This is a genomic window from Streptomyces venezuelae (assembly GCF_008642375.1).
GTDB classification, from domain to species: domain Bacteria; phylum Actinomycetota; class Actinomycetes; order Streptomycetales; family Streptomycetaceae; genus Streptomyces; species Streptomyces venezuelae_G.
In genome coordinates this window covers 2,336,386-2,353,852 of the sequence record NZ_CP029194.1, presented here as the reverse complement: position 1 = coordinate 2,353,852, position 17,467 = coordinate 2,336,386, and the positions used below count along the sequence as shown (strand labels likewise).

General features: G+C 72.1%; 17 protein-coding genes. 3 read left to right on the top strand and 14 right to left on the bottom strand.

The features are described from left to right. Nucleotides 1-10 precede the first annotated feature (10 nt). The 5 genes from DEJ46_RS10375 to DEJ46_RS10355 form a co-directional block, all read right to left on the bottom strand. Complete coding sequence (locus DEJ46_RS10375) at nt 11-1,804, bottom strand: FAD-dependent monooxygenase (RefSeq protein WP_223834586.1); 1,794 nt, start codon at nt 1,802-1,804, stop codon at nt 11-13. A 227-nt stretch (nt 1,805-2,031) separates the two neighbouring features. Next, nucleotides 2,032-2,922 carry an amino acid ABC transporter permease gene (locus DEJ46_RS10370; RefSeq protein WP_150265452.1) on the bottom strand — a complete coding sequence of 297 codons (891 nt, stop codon included), beginning with the start codon at nt 2,920-2,922 and terminating at the stop codon, nt 2,032-2,034. Continuing rightward, complete coding sequence (locus tag DEJ46_RS10365) at nt 2,919-3,593, bottom strand: amino acid ABC transporter permease (protein WP_150265450.1); 675 nt, start codon at nt 3,591-3,593, stop codon at nt 2,919-2,921. The genes DEJ46_RS10370 and DEJ46_RS10365 overlap by 4 nt, the downstream gene beginning before the upstream one ends. A 119-nt stretch (nt 3,594-3,712) precedes the next feature. Beyond that, the gene (locus DEJ46_RS10360; RefSeq protein ID WP_150265448.1) at nt 3,713-4,534 is read right to left on the bottom strand and encodes a glutamate ABC transporter substrate-binding protein; all 822 of its coding nucleotides are present in this window, start codon (nt 4,532-4,534) and stop codon (nt 3,713-3,715) included. Nucleotides 4,535-4,587: 53 nt separating this feature from the next. Next, a complete protein-coding gene (locus tag DEJ46_RS10355) occupies nt 4,588-5,373 on the bottom strand; it encodes an amino acid ABC transporter ATP-binding protein (protein WP_150265446.1) in 786 nt (261 codons plus the stop codon). Nucleotides 5,374-5,670: 297 nt separating this feature from the next. Between DEJ46_RS10355 and DEJ46_RS10350 the strand changes: the two genes are divergently transcribed. Further along, nucleotides 5,671-6,387 (top strand): response regulator transcription factor, encoded by a 717-nt coding sequence (locus DEJ46_RS10350; protein ID WP_150265444.1) that lies wholly within the window; start codon nt 5,671-5,673, stop codon nt 6,385-6,387. Between the two features lie 18 nt (nt 6,388-6,405). Continuing rightward, on the top strand, nt 6,406-7,833 hold the full coding sequence (locus tag DEJ46_RS10345) for a sensor histidine kinase (protein ID WP_150265443.1): 1,428 nt from the start codon (nt 6,406-6,408) through the stop codon (nt 7,831-7,833). A gap of 101 nt (nt 7,834-7,934) precedes the next feature. Here DEJ46_RS10345 and DEJ46_RS10340 read toward each other — a convergent pair whose 3' ends face one another. After that, on the bottom strand, nt 7,935-8,933 hold the full coding sequence (locus DEJ46_RS10340) for a TAXI family TRAP transporter solute-binding subunit (RefSeq protein ID WP_150265441.1): 999 nt from the start codon (nt 8,931-8,933) through the stop codon (nt 7,935-7,937). 569 nt (nt 8,934-9,502) lie between these two features. On the opposite strand from DEJ46_RS10340, the gene DEJ46_RS10330 reads away from it, so the two are divergent. Continuing rightward, nucleotides 9,503-9,991 carry a LuxR C-terminal-related transcriptional regulator gene (locus DEJ46_RS10330; RefSeq protein WP_223834585.1) on the top strand — a complete coding sequence of 163 codons (489 nt, stop codon included), beginning with the start codon at nt 9,503-9,505 and terminating at the stop codon, nt 9,989-9,991. A gap of 44 nt (nt 9,992-10,035) precedes the next feature. Here the strand turns inward: DEJ46_RS10330 and DEJ46_RS10325 are convergent, their stop codons facing one another. From DEJ46_RS10325 to DEJ46_RS10290, 8 genes are all read right to left on the bottom strand, one after another. After that, entirely contained in the window at nt 10,036-10,680 is a 645-nt protein-coding gene (locus DEJ46_RS10325; RefSeq protein WP_190622552.1) for a response regulator transcription factor, read from the bottom strand. Continuing rightward, the gene (locus tag DEJ46_RS10320; protein ID WP_411757740.1) at nt 10,671-11,912 is read right to left on the bottom strand and encodes a sensor histidine kinase; all 1,242 of its coding nucleotides are present in this window, start codon (nt 11,910-11,912) and stop codon (nt 10,671-10,673) included. Before DEJ46_RS10320 ends, DEJ46_RS10325 begins: the two co-directional genes overlap by 10 nt. A 71-nt stretch (nt 11,913-11,983) precedes the next feature. Continuing rightward, nucleotides 11,984-12,658, bottom strand: coding sequence for a DedA family protein (locus DEJ46_RS10315; protein ID WP_150265435.1), 675 nt, complete (start codon nt 12,656-12,658; stop codon nt 11,984-11,986). Between the two features lie 130 nt (nt 12,659-12,788). Continuing rightward, entirely contained in the window at nt 12,789-13,448 is a 660-nt protein-coding gene (locus tag DEJ46_RS10310) for an NUDIX domain-containing protein (RefSeq protein ID WP_150265433.1), read from the bottom strand. Next, a complete protein-coding gene (locus DEJ46_RS10305) occupies nt 13,445-13,846 on the bottom strand; it encodes a DUF4406 domain-containing protein (RefSeq protein ID WP_150274294.1) in 402 nt (133 codons plus the stop codon). Before DEJ46_RS10305 ends, DEJ46_RS10310 begins: the two co-directional genes overlap by 4 nt. Before the next feature lie 86 nt (nt 13,847-13,932). Next, nucleotides 13,933-14,718 (bottom strand): DeoR/GlpR family DNA-binding transcription regulator, encoded by a 786-nt coding sequence (locus DEJ46_RS10300; RefSeq protein WP_150265431.1) that lies wholly within the window; start codon nt 14,716-14,718, stop codon nt 13,933-13,935. 281 nt (nt 14,719-14,999) lie between these two features. Beyond that, the gene (locus DEJ46_RS10295) at nt 15,000-16,625 is read right to left on the bottom strand and encodes a peptidoglycan recognition protein (protein ID WP_150265429.1); all 1,626 of its coding nucleotides are present in this window, start codon (nt 16,623-16,625) and stop codon (nt 15,000-15,002) included. Between the two features lie 244 nt (nt 16,626-16,869). Then, nucleotides 16,870-17,346: a hypothetical protein gene (locus DEJ46_RS10290; protein WP_150265427.1), complete on the bottom strand. Its 477-nt coding sequence runs from the start codon at nt 17,344-17,346 to the stop codon at nt 16,870-16,872. Nucleotides 17,347-17,467: the final 121 nt, after the last annotated feature.

The following is a 17,467-nucleotide window of genomic DNA, read 5'->3' as shown; positions in this document are numbered from 1 at the left end:
CCGCGCGGAATCAATGCATGTCCACCGTGTGGTCGGTTTCGGCGGACACGGACACCTCGACGGACACCTCGGTGGGGACGTCGGTGGGGAGCTCGCGGGGAACTCCGGCGGGCGTTTCGCTCGTGTCCTTCGCCCCGCCCGCGGACGCGCCCTTGGCGCCGGCCTTCTCCGGGGGCTCCTCGGTCGGTGCCTCGGCGGTGGGGGATCCGCCGCGGGCCGCGTCGGCCGCCGCGTACAGCTCCTCCGGGCGGACCCCGGCGAAGGACGCGACGAGGTGCCCGTCGGGCCGGACGAGCAGGACGGCGTGGGCCGGGGCGCCGGGATACGCCTCGGTGACCAGGACCTCCGCCTTCGCCGGGAGGGCGCGTACGGCCTCTTCGAGCCGGGGCATCACACCGGCGGTCCGCCAGTGGCGGCGGTCCCACACGCCGGTGCCGGGGGCGACGAGCAGGACCAGGAACCGGCCCTGACCGAGCCTGTCCCGGAGCCGTACGGTCGTGCCGTCCGGGGCGGTCACCCGGACGTCCTCGACCGGGGCGCCCGTCGGCGTGCCCACCGGGGTCTGGCCCTCGGCGCTCGGAGGCGCGAGGGGGGAGTGCGGGTATGCGGGAGGCGCTCCGAGCGGACCGCGCCCCACATGGCCGTCGGTCAGCAGGGCGTCGTGGACGCGCGCCGCCCCGAGGAGGTACGTCCGCAGGCCACCGCCGCCGCGCAAGGCCGGCAGGGACTGGTCCGCCGCGCGCAGCCGGGAGGCGATGGCCGTCCGCCGCTCGCTCTGGTAGCTGTCGAGCAACCGCTCCGAGGCGCCGTGGTGCCAGGTGTGGGCGAGCTTCCAGGCGAGGTTGTCCACGTCCCGCAGGCCCTCGTCGAGGCCCTGGGTGCCGACCGCGCCGAGCAGATGCGCCGCGTCCCCGGCAAGCAGCACCCGGTCGACCCGCCAGCGCCGGGCGAGCCGGTGGTGCAGGGTGTGGACGCCGGTGTCGATGAGTTCGTACGGGGGAGTCACCCCGTCGCACCAGCCCGCCAGGGTCTCGCGGATGCGGGTGACCAGCGCGTCCGGCGTGACGAGCTCGCCGCGGGGCGGCAGCAGCCAGTCGATCCGCCACACCCCGTCGGGCAGCGGGCGGGCGGCGATCTCCTCGCCGGCGCCCCGCCACGGGGGCTGGCGGTGCAACAGGGCCTCGCCGGGCCAGGGGAGTTCGGTGCGGAGCGCGGCGACCGCGTGCCGCTCCACCGCCGTACGGCCGGGGAAGCGGATGCCGAGCAGTTTGCGCACGGTGGACCGGGCCCCGTCGCAGCCGACGAGGTGGCTGCCGCGCCACCAGGTGCCCTCCGGGCCGCGGGTGTGGGCGACGACGCCGTCCCGGTCCTGCTCGATCGTGTCGAGCCGGGCCTCGGTGACCAGCCGGACGAGCTTCTGCCGGCCGATCGCGTCGCGCAGCCCGCGCGCCAGGGCGTGCTGCGGGATGTGCAGGGGGGCGGCCGGGACGGACGGGGCGTCCGGGTCCTCCGCCCACTCCTCCGTACCGCTGAGCCCCAGGTCGAGCGGGGTGTGGCGGACGAGCTGGCGGCGGCGCACGCTGCGCCAGCCGACCCAGCGCACGCCCTCGTCGCGGAGGGTGGTGCAGCCGAGACGATCGACCATCGCGGCCATGTCGGCGCGCAGGACGGCGGTGCGCGCGGGGCGCGGTTCCTCCTTGCCGGAGCCCTCGTCGAGGACGACGCTGGGCACGCCCTGCGCGGCGAGCGCGAGGGAGAGCGCGAGGCCGACCGGCCCGGCGCCCACGATGATCACCGGGTCCACGGCGCGGCTCCTGAAGGCCGGACGGTCATGAGGGCAGCACAGCTGAGTGTGGCACGAGCCCGGTGGTTGATCACAGACCGTATGCAACCCACTGAGGGTGCTTGCGTCAAGCGACGGGGTGGGCGCGGTGCGGTTGACATGAAGTCAGTACCGCTCCGGCCCACCCCTGTTGTCCCACGGACCCCGTCGGACCCCAGCGGTCACAGCCGGTGGGGTCCGACCTCGGGTCAGGCTCCGCTGATGGTCTTCGCCTCGATCTCGGGCGCTGCCGACTGGGCCGGGATGGCCGCCGCGGCGGACTTCTTCCCCTGCCGCAGACGCTTCTCCACACGTCCGGCGAGGTTGGTGAGGATGCCGTTGAGGACGATGTAGATCAGCGCGATGACCACGAGGGTGGCGATCGTGTTGGCGCCGTAGTTGGCCGTGATCTGTCGGTTCTGGCTGAGCAGGTCCTCGAAGCCGAGCAGCGCGCCGCCGAGCGCCGTGTCCTTGACGATCACGACGAGCTGGCTGACCAGGGCCGGGAGCATCACGGTGACGGCCTGCGGGAGCAGGACGTACAGCATGGTCTGGCCCTTGCGCATGCCGAGCGCGACGGCCGCGTCGCCCTGGCCCCGGGGCAGCGAGAGCACACCGGCGCGGACGACCTCGGCGATCACCGAGGCGTTGTAGAGCACCAGACCGGTGACGACCGCGTACAGCGGGCGGAAGTCGGAGCTGATGGTCGTGAACTCCCGGTACAGGGCGGCCGCGAACATCATGAGGAGCAGCACCGGGATGGCGCGGAAGAACTCCACGACCGCGCCGACGGGCACGCGTACCCAGCGGTGGTCGGAGAGCCGGCCGATGCCGAGGGCCGCGCCGAGGGGGAGCGCGATCAGGATGGCGAGCGCGGCGGCCTTGAGGGTCTCGACGAGACCGGGCAGCAGGTACGTCGTCCAGACCTTGGAGTCGGTGACGAACGGACTCCACTTGTTGGCGTCCAGCTGGTGCTTGTCGTTCAGGGCGGCAAGCACCCACCAGCCCACCAGGGCGAGGACCGCCACGAACCCGATCGTGTAGACGAGGTTGCGCCGCTTCGCGCGCGGGCCGGGAGTGTCGTACAGGACGGAGCTCATCGCTTCACCGCCAGTCGCTTGGCCGCCCAGCCCAGGATCAGGCCGGTGGGGAGGGTGAGAACGATGAAGCCGAAGGCGAAGACGGCGAAGACGGCGAAGAGCGCGTCGGCCTCGTTCTCGATCATCTCCTTCATCAGGAACGCCGCGTCGGCGGCACCGATGGCGGCCGCCACGGTGGTGTTCTTGGTGAGGGCGATCAGGACGTTGGCGAGCGGGGTCACCGCCGCTCGGAAGGCCTGCGGGAGGACCACCAGGGTCAGCACCTGGGTGAAGCTCATGCCCAGTGCGCGGGCGGCCTCGGCCTGGCCCGCCGGGACGGTGTTGATGCCCGAGCGGAGCGCCTCGCAGACGAACGTGCCCGTGTAGGCGACGAGGCCGAGGACGGCGAGCCGGAAGCCGATGTCCTCGGAGCGCTCTCCGCCGAGCGTGATGCTCAGCGTCTGGTTGAGGCCCAGCAGGCATCCGACCAGGACCACCGTCAGCGGGGTGTTCCGGACGATGTTGACGTACGCGGTGCCGAAGGAGCGCATCAGCGGGACCGGGCTGACCCGCATGGAGACGAGGGCGGTGCCCCAGATCAGCGAGCCGATCGCCGAGTAGAGGGCGAGCTTCGCCGTCACCCAGAAGGCGCCGAGCAGGTCGTACTGCCCGGAATCAAGAAAGTCGAACACGATGCCCGCGCTCTCCCCTGGTGGTCGGTCGGTGGACGGCCGGTGCGTGGGCAGCGGCCGGTGCCGGTGCGACGGCCGCCCCGGATCGGGGGCGGCCGTCACGGCCGGAGCGGGTCAGGTCAGTTCTCGACCTTGGGGGCGGGCTCGTACTTGTAGCCGGACGGGCCGAAGTGCTCCTTGACGAGCTTCTCCCAGGTGCCGTCGGAGACCATCTTCTCCAGCGCCTTGTTGATCTTGCCGCGCAGCTCGTCGTCGCCCTTCTTGACGCCGATGCCGTACTTCTCGTCGCTCATCCGGAGACCGGCGAGCTTGAACTTGCCCGCGTGGTCCTTCTGCGAGGCGTAGCCCGCGAGGATGGAGTCGTCGGTGGTCAGGGCGTCGACGGCCTTGTTCTCCAGGCCGGTGAGGCACTCGGAGTAGCCGCCGAGCTGCTGCAGGTCGGCCTTCGGGGCCAGCTTGTCCTTGACGTTCTGCGCGGAGGTCGAGCCGGTGACCGAGCAGAGCTTCTTGGAGTTGAGGTCCTCGACCTTGGTGATCGAGCTGTCGTCGGCGCGCACGAGCAGGTCCTGGTGGGCCAGGAAGTACGGACCGGCGAAGTCGACCTCCTTCTTGCGCTTGTCGTTGATCGAGTAGCTGGCGACGACGAACTTGACGTCACCGTTCTTGATCAGGTTCTCGCGCTCGGCGCTGGGCGCCTGCTTGAAGTTGATCTTGTCCTCGGCGTAGCCGAGCTCCTTGGCGACGTAACGGGCGACGTCGACGTCGAAGCCGGCGTACTTGCCGTCCGGGGTCTTCAGGCCGAGGCCCGGCTGGTCGAACTTGATGCCGACGTTGATCTTGTCGCCGTTGCTGCCGGAGTCGGACCCGGTGCCACAGGCGGTGGCGGTCAGCGCGAGGACGACGGCGGCCGCGGCGGCGGCGGAGGTGGTGCGAAGCTTCATGGTGAAACGTCCCTTGAGTAGGCGTGAGTTGGGAAGAATAGGTCCGAACTCGCTCAGTGGTGAAGGATCTTGGAGAGGAAGTCCTTCGCCCGGTCGCTGCGCGGGTTGCTGAAGAACTCCTCGGGCGACGCCTGCTCGACGATGCGTCCGTCGGCCATGAAGACGACCCGGTTGGCGGCGGATCGCGCGAAGCCCATCTCGTGGGTGACGACGACCATCGTCATGCCGTCCCGGGCGAGCTGCTGCATGACCTCGAGGACTTCGTTGATCATCTCGGGGTCGAGCGCGGAGGTCGGCTCGTCGAAGAGCATGACCTTCGGGTCCATGGCGAGCGCGCGGGCGATCGCCACGCGCTGCTGCTGGCCGCCGGACAGCTGCGCCGGGTACTTGTCCGCCTGCGTGCCCACCCCGACCCGGTCCAGCAGGGCACGGGCCTTGGCCTCGGCGGCCTTCTTCTCCGTCTTACGGACCTTGATCTGGCCCAGCATCACGTTCTCGAGCACCGTCTTGTGCGCGAAGAGGTTGAACGACTGGAAGACCATGCCGACGTCGGACCGCAGCCGGGCGAGCTCCTTGCCCTCCGCGGGCAGCGGCTTGCCGTCGATGGTGATCGTGCCGGAGTCGATGCTCTCCAGCCGGTTGATCGTCCGGCACAGCGTCGACTTGCCGGACCCGGAAGGTCCGATGACGACCACGACTTCGCCGCGGGTGATCGTCAGGTCGATGTCCTGGAGGACGTGCAACGCGCCGAAGTGCTTGTTGACCTCGGACAGGACGACCAGCTCGTCCGCGCCGCGCGTGGCGTCCTCGGGACCCTTGGACACTGACACTCCGCTCATGGGCCTCTTGCTCCGTCCTGCTTGGTTGGGGAGGACACTAGAGACCCGATGAGACGACCGTCATCACATCTGAGCGGAAATTGAGGATAACGATCCGGCCGCAAACGGACACACTGTGTGAACGCGGCGCCCCGGGCGTACCGGGTGGATAACAGAAGCGTCGGCGTAACAGGGGGAGACTTGACTGTGATGCCGATGATCGGCGTTCATGCCCTGGTACCACCTGGTACACAGAGAGCCGCCGCCGAGGCGCGCACGACGACCACGACGACCGCGAAGATCACGGAGGAGGTACGCATGCGACTGCTGCTCGTGGAGGACGACGACCACGTCGCCGCCGCCCTCTCCGCCATCCTGGCCCGGCACGGTTTCACCGTCACCCACGCCCGCAACGGCGAGGAGGCGCTCCAGGCCGTCCTGCCCACCGCGCAGGGCGCGCGGCCCTCGTACGGCGTGATCCTGCTCGACCTGGGTCTCCCCGACCAGGACGGCTACCAGGTCTGCGGCCGCATCCGGAAACTCACCGCCACTCCGGTGATCATGGTGACGGCCCGCGGCGATGTGCGCTCCCGGATCCACGGCCTCAATCTCGGCGCCGACGACTACGTCGTCAAGCCCTACGACACCGGCGAACTCCTCGCCCGCATCCACGCCGTCAGCCGGCGCAACGCCGGGACCGAGGAGGCGACGGCGGGCACCGCCGGATCCGCCGACGGCACCCTGCTGCGGCTGGGCTCCGTCACCGTCGAGCTGCCCACCCGGCGGGTCAGCGTCGACGGCGAGGCCATTCCTCTCACCCGCAAGGAGTTCGACCTGCTCGCGCTCCTCGCCCAGCGCCCCGGCGTCGTCTTCCGCCGCGAGCAGATCATCAGCGAGGTCTGGCACACCAGCTGGGAGGGGACCGGCCGCACCCTGGAGGTGCACGTCGCCTCCCTGCGCTCCAAGCTGCGGATGCCCGCCCTGATCGAGACCGTGCGGGGCGTCGGCTACCGCCTGGTCGCCCCCGTCGCGTAACCCCCGGCCGGCCCACCCGTGCGCACCCGACTCCTGCCCCTGCTCATCGTCCTGATGGCGGGGGTCCTGCTCGCCCTCGGCTTCCCGCTCGCCGCCAGCCTCGCCGCGTCCGAGCAGCAGCGGGTCGTCGTCGACCGGCTGGACGACGCCGCGCGCTTCGCGGCCCTCGCCCAGTTCGTCAGCGAGAGCAGCCCCAGCACCGACGAGCGGCGCAGCACGCTCAACGGCGAACTCGCCAGCTACCACGACGTGTACGGCATCCGCACCGGCATCTTCTACCGCGACGACCGCTCCATGGCCGCCGCCCCCGAGGACTGGGTCGTCCCGTACGAGGGCGAGGGCCGCCGCGCCTTCAAGGAGGCGCTGCTCGGGCGCCGCAGTCACAACCCGCCGCAGGTCTGGCCCTGGCAGGGCCACGCGCGGCTCACCATCGCCTCCCCGGTCGTCCGGGACGGAGACGTCGTCGCCGTCGTCGTCACCGACTCGCCCACCGGGCAGCTCCGCTCGCGCATCCTGCGCGGCTGGCTGCTGATCTTCGCGGGCGAGGCTGCGGCGATGCTGGTCGCCATCGGCGCCGCGTTCCGGCTCACCGGCTGGGTCCTGCGGCCCGTCCGCGTCCTCGACTCCGTCACCCACGACATCGCCACCGGGCGGATGAACTCCCGGGTCGCAGCGACCGGTGGCCCGCCCGAACTGCGGCGCCTGGCCCTGTCGTTCAACGAGATGGCCGACAACGTCGAGGACGCCCTCGAGCAGCAGCGGGCCTTCGTCGCCGACGCCTCGCACCAGCTGCGCAACCCGCTGGCCGCGCTGCTCCTGCGGATCGAACTGCTCGCCATGGAGCTCCCCGAGGGCAACGAGGAGATCGCCTCCGTGCGGACCGAGGGCAAGCGCCTCTCGCAGGTCCTCGACGACCTCCTCGACCTGGCGCTCGCCGAGCACGCGGCGGCTGAGCTGCGGCTCGTCGACGTCGGCGCGCTGGCGGCGGAGCGCATCGCGTCCTGGCGGCCGGTCGCCGACGACAAGGGCGTCCTGCTGACCGGGGAGTGCGGGGCGGTCACGGGGTGGGCGGACCCGGTGGCCCTCTCCAGCGCGCTCGACGCGGTGATCGACAACGCGCTGAAGTTCACCCCGGCGGGGGAGGAGGTCACGGTCACCGTCTCGGTGCCCCCGGACGGGGCGGGCGTCGACGTCGTCGTGGCCGACCAGGGCCCCGGCCTCACCGAGGAGGAGCTCGTCCGCGTCGGCGACCGCTTCTGGCGCTCCGGCCGCCACCAGAACATCAAGGGCTCCGGGCTCGGCCTCTCCATCACGCGCGTCCTGCTGACGGCGGGCGGCGGCGGCCTCGCGTTCGCCCCGAACGAGCCGCACGGCCTGCGGGTCACCGTCACCGTTCCGCGGCACGCTCCGGGCGAGCGGGGCGGACGGGGCTACGGCGAGCGATAGGGCGGGGAGCGGGGCCTCAGGACCTGGAAGGGCGGAGCTCAGGGCCTGGAGGGCGGAGCTCAGGGCCTGGAAGGGCGGAGCTCAAGGTCTGGAGGCGGGGATCAGGGCTTCACCGAGCGGTAGTAGCGGCGGGCGCCCTCGTGGAGAGGGAGGGGTTCCGTGTAGACGGCCGTCCGCAGGTCCACCAGCTGGGCCGGGTGGACCTGGCTGCCGATGCGGTCCCGGCTCCTGATCACCGTACGGGTGAAGCCCTCCACCAGGTCGGTGTCGGCCTCCACGGTGGTGACCAGGAGGTTCGCCACGGCCAGGGTCTCTATCGGCCGGCCGTCCTGCGCGCGGGTGTACGCGTCGGCGGGTATCACCGCCGAGCGGTAGTGGCGCGTCTCCTCGCCGAGGTCGTGGAGCCGGTCGACCAGGGCCGCGTCCAGCGGGATCAGCCGGATCTGGAACCGCTCGGACAGCGCCTGCACCGCCTGGGTGGGCAGCCCGCCCGACCAGAAGAAGGCGTCGAGCCGGCCGTCCTCCAGGAGCCCGGGCATCGTGTCGATGCCCGCCGAGACCGCCTGGACGTCCTTGGAGGGGTTGAGGCCCGCCGCCGCGAGGACCCGGTCGGCGATCAGGCGGACGCCGGAGCCGTCCTGGCCCACCCCGACCCGCAGGCCCCGCAGGTCCTGCACCGTCTGCAGCGAGGACCGCTTGCGGACCACCAGCTGGACGTAGTCGTCGTACAGCCGCGCGCAGCCGCGCAGCCGCTCGAAGCCCGGCTTGCGTTCGCGCTGGTACTGGGCCACCGCGTCGGCCGTCGCGACGGTGAAGTCCGCCTCGCCCGAGGCCACGCGGGCCAGGTTCTGCTGGGAGCCCTCGCTGTCCGTGAGCTTCACCGACACCTCGGGGAGGTCCTCGGCGAGGGCCTGCTTGAGGAGCTCGCCGTACCGCTGGTAGACGCCGGTGGGCACACCCGTACTGAACGTGACGGAGCCGCTCGGGACGGGGGAGCCGAAAGGAACCAGCCACCAGACCAGCACCCCGCACACCACGAGCAGCGCGGCCGAGAGCGCCAGCAGGCGGCGGCGGGCGGCACGGGAGAGGGAGGCGAGCATGGGAGCGATCCTGCCAGCTCACCGCCGCCGCTGGCCAGGGACGGCAGGTGTGAGGTCGACCGGCTCGTTGCTGGCCGTAGCCGTAGCCGTAGCCGTAGCCGTAGCCGTAGCCGTAGCCGTAGCCGTAGCCGTGGCCGTAGCCGTGGCCGTGGCCGTGGCCGTGGCCTGCCTGAGGTGTTCGCGCCCGTCCGACGGCCGCCCGACCGGGGGTCGCGTTCCGCCCGCGCACTCGTGCGCTCCGCCGAAGCGGTGAGCGGCCCCCGCCCTGTGCACCGCGCCGTGTGTCCTGCCGTGGCACCGGGGCTCGGCAGATTAGCGTCGGCATGCGCTCGGTGATCTTGAGGGCAGTCCCCTGCCCGCCCCTGGCGTCCCACCCGAGCGCACCACTCGCCTCCCCGCCCAGGGAAGCCACGGGACCCCGAAGCCACCGCGGTGATCGTGGTGCTCGCGGTCCTCGCCGCGACCCGGTCCGCTCCGGCGCGGGCCGCAATACGCCGTTCATCCAACGGGCCGGAGGCCGGTGGTAGCGTCGAAAACGGAAACGCCCGGGACCGATGGGGGAGTCGCGCGTGGCCTTCGTGGTCGATCTCGTGTTCCGCGGGAGCGAGCCGGACCGGGCGGTCTTCGTCGAGGCGCACCGGACGTACTGGCGGAGAATGGCGGCCCTCGGAATCCTCCTCGGAGGCGGCCCGTGGCGGGACGGCACCGGGGAGTTCCTCCTCTGCGAGGCCCCCGACCGCCGGACGCTCTTACAGGTGCTCCACGCCGACCCGTACGCACGAGCCCGGGTCGTCGGGGAGCCACGCATCCGGGAGTGGAACGCGGCGCTGGGGCACATGACCCCCGCCCGCCGCGAGCGGCCCGTACCGGCGGCCGTCGCTGCCCTGACCCCTCATGAGCGGCGGATCGCCGCGATGATGCTGGACGGTCTCACCAACAAGCAGATCGCCGCGTCCTTCACGGTGTCGACCCGGGCCGTGGAACTGCACATCACCCGCATCTACCGAAAGCTCGACATTCGTCGGCGGGCCCAACTGGCCGCGGTCATCGGGTTGTAGAGGCCGTCGCCGGGCATCAGTGGCTTCTTGCCGGGACTCGGGCGTCAGGACTCCAGATAGCGCAGCACGGCCAGGATCCGACGGCTGTATCCGTCCGCCCTGCGCAGCTCCAGCTTGTCGAAGACGGCGTTGAGGTACTTCTCCACCGCGCTGAGGGACAGGTGCAGCTGCCGCGCGATGGCGGCGTTCGTGTACCCCTGGGCCAGTACCTCGAGGACCTCTCGCTCGCGCGGAGTCAGCCTGGCCAGCGGATCGCCGTGCGTGCTGCGGACGACCAACTGCCGTACGACCTCCGGGTCGATCGCCGCCCCACCCTCATGGACCCGCTCCAACGCGTCGAGGAACTCCTCGACCTGCGCCACCCGGTCCTTGAGCAGATAGCCGACCCGCTCCGCTCCCGCGGCGAGCAGCCGGGCCGCGTAGCTCCGCTCGACGTGCTGCGAGAGGACCAGGACACCCGTCTCCGGCCACCGCTCGCGGATCTCCACGGCCGCCCGCAGCCCTTCGTCGGTGTGCGTCGGGGGCATCCGGATGTCGACGACCGCGACGTCCGGACGCAGCGCTCCGACCTCCGCGACCAGGGTCCCGGCGTCGCCGAGCGCGGCCACGACCTCGTGACCCTCCTCGGTGAGCAGGCGGACGAGGCCCTCCCTCAGCAGGGTCGAGTCCTCGGCAAGGATCACGCGCACGGCAGCTCCGCGACAAGAGTGGTGGGTCCCCCGAGGGGGCTGTCGACACGCAGGACGCCGTCGAGCGCGGCGACCCGGCTCCGCAGGCCGGTCAGCCCGCTGCCGGCCGGGTCGGCCCCGCCCCGCCCGTCGTCCTCGATCCGCAGCGTGAGCAGCGGCCCCCCGGGCGGGCCGCCGAGCGAGACGTGGACGGAGACGGCGGAGGCCGAGGCGTGCTTGGCGGCGTTCGTGACGGCCTCGGAGACCACGAAGTAGGCGGCCGTCTCCACGGGCCGGGGCAGCGGCCCGGCCACCTCGAAACGGATGCGCAGCGGGACGGAGCACCGCTGTGCCACCCCGCCCAGGGCCTCTTCGAGACCCAGGCTGTCCAGCGCGGACGGATACACCCGCCAGGCCACGTCCCGCAGTTCGGCCAGTACGTCCCTGGCCTCCCCGTGGGCCTGGAGGAGCAGCGCGTCCGCCTGCTCCGGGTCGCGGTCCCGGCTCCGGCGCGCCCGGCCGAGCAGCATGGCGAGCGCCACGAGCCGCTGCTGCACCCCGTCGTGGAGATCGCGCTCGATACGGCGGCGCTCGGCGTCCACGGCCTGCACGACGGCGGCCCGGCTGACGGCGAGTTCGTCGATCCGGCGCCGCAGCAGCTCGCTCTCGGAGGGCCCGAAGCACTCGCGGGCGAGCCGGGCGTCCAGGGCGGCCAGCGCGTACAGGCCCTGGAGGTCGAGGAAGAGCAGGACTCCGCCGAGAAGCAGCTGCGCGAAGAGCTCCGCCCGGCCGAGCGTGCCGCGCACGACGCCCCCGACGAGCAGCACGGCCAGGACGGCGCCGAAGCCGAGGAGACCGAGGACGATCCCGTACACCAGGCCCGTCCAGCTCCGGACCGCGAGGTAGCGCAGCAGCCGCCGGTCGGAGACCGTGTACGGGCCGGGGAAACGGTCCCCGAAGAAGGCGGAGCGGCGGTGGCGTTCGAGCGCCGCGAGGCGCCGCGCGCCGGCCGTCAGGACCTCACGGGCCCGCGGCCGGGTCCGGGGCCACAGCAGGAAGGGCCCGAGGACGGCCCCGGAGGCAAGGAAGAACAGGACGCCGAGCAGGGCCGTGGGGCAACCGAGGAGGGACCCGGCCAGACGGCGCGGCGCCGATCCGGGCACCGTGTCACCGCGCTCGATCCGCTGTCCGGCCCCGCGCCCGGCTTCCCGGCCGGCGCTCCGGTCGCTGTCCAACTCCCCGCCCGCTCGCACGCTTCCCGAGGCTAGTGCCGGCCCCGGACCCGTACAAGATCGCTTGGAGGGGTCGTGTCCCCGCGCACCGGTCACGAGGCGCGGCGGTGCTGGGCGCGTCCACGCCCCCGGAGCCGTACGGCCAGGTACGCGGCCACGGCCACGAGCGCCAGCACCAGGACGGCCTTGGACAGCACGCCGACGTACCCCTCGACCAGGTCCCAGCGGTCCCCGAGCCAGTAACCGGCCATCACGAGCACGCTGTTCCAGACCAGGCTGCCGACTGTCGTGAGCAGGAGGAAGACGGGCAGCGGCATCCGTTCGACACCGGCCGGCACGGAGATCAGACTGCGGAAGATCGGCACCATCCGCCCCAGGAGCACCGCCTTGGTGCCGTGCCGCGCGAACCACTCCTCGGTGCGCTCCAGATCGGAGACCTTCACCAGCGGCAGCCGCGCCCAGAGCGCGTGCATGCGCCGCCGCCCGAACAGCGCGCCGATCCAGTACAGGGCCACGGCGCCGACCACCGAGCCCAGGGTCGTCCAGAACAGTGCCGAGGCCAGGCTGATCACGCCCTGCCCGGCGGCGAAGCCGGTCAGGGGGAGGATCACCTCGCTCGGCAGCGGCGGGAAGAGGTTCTCCAGCGCGATGGCGAGCCCCGCGCCGGGCCCGCCCATCGTCTCGACGAGCCCGGCGGCCCACCCGGCGACACCGTCGGCGGGTTCCTGGGCGGCCTGGGCGAGCAGCAGCTGACGGGTGAGCGGCATGACGCGGTCTCCAGGTGGTGAGGAAGGCGTACCGTGGCGATCTCCCCGGTACGGCTCCACGCTAGAAAGCCCAGCTCAGCATCGGTATGGGGCTTCCCGCCCACCTTCCTGCGGAAAACCGCAGTCCCGCTCACAGCGGTCGGAACGGTCCGTCGAGTGCCGCCCACTGGAGCAGCATGATGGTCTTGGCGTCGGCGATCCGGCCGTCGCGGACCATGGCGAGCGCCTCGGAGAAGGGGAGCTCCACGGTCGTGATGTCCTCGCCCTCGGCGGCGATTCCGCCGCCTCCGCCGGCGAAGTCCGCAGACTCGTAGGGGGCGGCGAAGAAGTGCAGCCGTTCGGTGACCGAGCCGGGGCTCATGTAGACGTCGAAGACGTGCTCCGCGGCCCCGATGGTGTGCCCGGTCTCCTCGGCGGCCTCCCGCCGGATCGCCTCTTCGGGGCTCTCGTCGTCCAGGAGTCCGGCGGCGGTTTCGAGGAGCATGCCGTCGGGGTGCCCGTTCACGTAGGCGGGGAGGCGGAACTGGCGGGTCAGGAGCACCGTACGGCGTGCGGTGTTGTGGAGGAGGACGGTCGCGCCGTCGCCGCGGTCGTGGGTCTCGCGCTGCTCGCGGCTCCAGTGCCCGTCGCTGTGCCGGTAGTCGAAGGTGGTCTTGCGCAGGACGAACCAGTCGCAGGAGAGCACCTCCACGTCCCGGATCCGTACGCGCGGATTGCCGGTCAGGTCGCGGCCCTGCCGGTCGAGGCCGGTGCGGCCGCGGCGGTCGGGGGTGTCGATGCCGGCGGTCATCGAGCGGTGGGCGGGACGACGGCGGGGGTGAGTGCCGGGACGGCGGGGACGAGGGCCGGGACGGCGGCGAGGGAGCCGTAGACGTCGAGGCCCTGCTCGCGGGCCCGGGCGACCATCATGTCGGCTCCCTCCGAGGGCCCGCCGATCCGCAGGACCGCGTCGCAGCGGGAGAGCAGGCGCTCGGCGACCGGGTGGAAGACCTCCTGGAAGAGCGCGTCGCCGGGGCGGGCGCCGCCGGCGGCCTCCAGGAGCGGGAGGGCGAGGGCCTCGCCGGTGACGGGCAGGTGCCCGGCGCGGAAGAGGACGAGGGCGACCTCGTTCATGGCCCGTACGTTCGCTTCGAGCTTGTGGGGGTCGTCACCGGTGCCGGAGCGGTACGGGCCGGCGACGAGGATCATCAGCGGGCGGGGAACGGTGGTCACGGGCGGATCACTCCTCGGTACGAAAGCGGAGACGGCGGAGAGAGCAGAGACAGCCGGCGGTTTCAGGCCAGCTGGACGTCGACGCCCGCCTCCCGCAGCGCGTCCAGCGTCTGGGGCCCGCCCGGGTGCGTGGCGGGGTCCTCCGCGGCCCGGTCGGTGACGAAGTGGTGCGCCGCGCCGAGCGGGGCGACCCGGCTGAACGCCCGTACGCCGAGCTTGGTGGCGTCGGCCACCGCGACCGTGCGGCCGGCCCGGGCGAGGCCGACCTGCTTGACGGCCGCGTCGTCCAGGGAGAACTCCGACCAGCCGTGCTCGGCGTGGATCCCGCCGATGGACATCAGGAAGCAGTCGAAGGCCAGCGACTCCAGCGTGCGCAGGGCGAGCGGACCGACGAGGGAGCGCTCACCGGGACGGGAGCGCCCGCCGACGACCAGGAGGTCGATCCCGGGTTTGTCGGCCAGGACCACCGCCGCCTGGATGCTGAGCACGGCGACCGTCAGCGGGCCCCGGGCCGCCAGGTGCTCGGCCACGTGCACGGTCGTGGTCCCCGCGTCCAGGAGGACGCGCGACCCCGGCTCCACCAGTGCGGCCGCCGCCGCACCCAGCCGGTCCTTCGTGGCGGCCTGCCACGGCTCGCGCGCCGAGAAGCCGGCCTGCTCGTCCCGTACGCGGGTGGCGACGGCGCCACCGTGCACGCGCCGCACGAGTCCCTGACGCTCCAGCGCGTCGAGGTCCCTGCGCACGGTCATCTCCGATACGCCCAGTCGATGGGAGAGCTCCGACACGGAAACCCGGTCGGAGCCCTGCACCAATCGCAGGGTCAGGTCCAGACGATTGGCGACACCCATGACTCATTTCTATCACAGCGATGTTCGAATGAACTGCCCTGTGTGTGAATGCTGTGTTGTGGGACCGCGAAGACCCGGAGGGCTGGTCGATCCGGGTGCTGAGGGTCGTGGCCGACGGCGACGAGGTGGTCTCCGAGGTCGAGGTGCCGCACGGCGATCTCCGGAGCCGATCCGCGCCCGGAGTGGCGGGCCGGTCTGGTCGAGCCCATGTGAGGCGTGGACGGCTGTGCGGGGCGGCGTCCGCGGGTGCTCCGGAGCGCCGCCCTCGACCGGGATGCTCGTCAGTTTCCGATGCCGTACGGGGAAGCGCCCGCGGCCGTACGGATTGCGGGGAGCGCCGAGTACAGGCTCGCGCCGGGGCAGAGCGTGGCGTAGCCGTCGCGGTGTCCGGAGACGGTGTTCAGCGTGGCGGCCTGGCCCTTCGTCCACACGCCGGTGTCGGCGGCGGCGGTGAGCGTCACCTTCGACTCCGGGTCGACGCCGTGCAGACCGAGCTTCCAGGCGGCGAGGTCGGCGATGGCCTGCTTGGCCGCGGCCGTCGGCGTGCCGCCGTTCTCGTAGTCGCCGAGCAGGGAGATGCCCGAGGAATAGCTGTTGAACCCGTAGGTGTGGGCCCCGAGGACGGGCCGGTCCACGCCGCCCGCGCGGCCCTCGAAGACCGTGCCGCACTTGTCGACGAAGAAGTTGTAGCCGATGTCGTTCCAGCCGTTCGTCTTCACGTGGAACGTGAGGATCGCGCGGATGATGGCGGGGGAGTCGGCGCAGGTGTAGTCGTTCGTCCCGGCGGTGTGGTGGACGAAGACGGCGTCGACCTTGTTCAGGTACGTGGGCGGGTTCTGGACGAGCGACTCGTCCGCGCCCCAGTCGGCACGGCTGACGACGGCGGGAGCGGCCGGTGCGGTCGGTGTGGCCGGTGCGGTGGTGGTCGGAGCAGTGGTGCTCGGCTCGGTGGTGCTGGGCTCGGTGGTGCTCGGCCCGCTGGTGCCGGGCTCGGGGGTGATGCTCGGCTCGGTGGAGGGCACGGGGCCGGTGGGCTCCTCCGTGGGCACCGTACTGGGGGTCGCGTCCGTGGGGGCTTCGCTGGTGGGAGGCTCGGTCGAGGGCGCCTCGGTCGAGGGCGCCTCGGTCGGAGCCCCGGTGGGTTCGCCCGTCGGTCCTTCCGTCGGGTCCGTGCCCGGGGCGGACTCGGTCGGTGTGGTGGACGGAGCCGGCTCCTCGGGCGCACCGGCCGAACCCGTCGGGTCCTCGGTCGGGGCGGGGTCGGAGGGCTCCGGCGCGGGGTCGGTGGAGGTGGTCTGCGTGGCGTCGGGGGAGACGGTGGGCTTGCCGTTCCCCTTCGCGCTCCCCTTGTCGCCGCCGTTGACGGCGCCCTTGCCCTGGCCCTTGACGGTCTCGCCGGGGTCGATCATGTCCAGGCGGAGTGCGTCGGGCACCGCGGTCTCTTCGCCGTTCGCGACGACCCGCGCCTCGACCCCGTCCGACGGGCCGACCCACAGCGGCTCCGAGGCGCCGCGCGCCTCCGACTCGTCGCCCTCGGTCGACTCCGGCGCCCGTACGCCGAAGTCGAGGTCGCGCCAGTCGCTCCACTCGCCGGTGGCCGTCTTGCGGGTACGTATCTGAGCGGTGCCCTCGAAGGTGTCGCCGCTGTCCTCCCACGAGACGCCGATGAGCGAGAACGTCTGCGTCCCGGTGCGCGGGAGCGCGCGCCTCTTCGGGTCCTTGCCGTCCAGGGCCAGTACGTGCGCCTTCGCCGGCCGTGTCCCGTCACCCTGTCCGGCGTCCTCGACACCTCCCGACGCGGCGACGGCGGTCACACCCGTGCCTCCCAGGACGACGACTCCCGCCGCGAACCAGATGGCGTGCTTCTTCCCGCTCGCCCGCCTGGCGCGGGCTCCTCTCGGACTCATGTCCCATCCCTCGTTCGCAGCTGATCAGTATCCGCGGCCGGTCACGGGCCGACGGCAGGTCATGTCGTGGGACGGAATCGAGCGGGCAGCACGGTTTCGGAGGCCGTGAGGCCCCAATCACGCTTCTACTGCGAAGAGTTCGCATCCGCATTCCCGCCGCACACCGGTGCGTTATACACGACGCGATTGCCTTGACACACCCGGGCGGACAAACCGGACGGCGGCTGATTCCGAGTGCCCCGCGTCACCCCTCGCCGTCGCCGGAGGGAAGCTCGCCGGTGCACGTGGTGCGCCCGAACTCCCCCATAGCGGTGGCGCGCTGGACGTGTCTGCCGCGGATCGCGAGTGTGCAGGTCGCCTGTCCGCCCTTTTCGTCGAGGACGACGGCGACGGTCGGGGCCTTGCCGAGGGGCGCCTGGACCGACTTCTTCCAGGGAAGCGTGACGCCCTTCTCGACCGTGGCCGTGCCGTCCTCGCTGCGGGCGAGGTAGGAGATCTCGGCGGTCCCCGTCCCCGTGACCTCGTACGCGACCTCGGCCGTCGGCATCGCTCGCGGCTTCGGCTGCTCATCGGTGTCGAGCATGCCGTTGCCGACGAGCCCGAGGCAGGCGAGCAGGACGATGCCGGCGACCAGCAACCCCCGCCGGTCCGGCGAGCCTTCGGCGCTCTCGTGTTCGTTCTCCCCGTGCGCTGCGCTTTCGACGAGTTCATTCGATGACATGAAAGAGCCCGGCTTTCGGTGGGCTGGCAGATGGACCGGCCGGTTATACACCATGTCGTCGATCACGCGCGAGCGAGCGGAAGAATCGGGCGAACGGCATCTCTTCCAGTCACTTGATTGC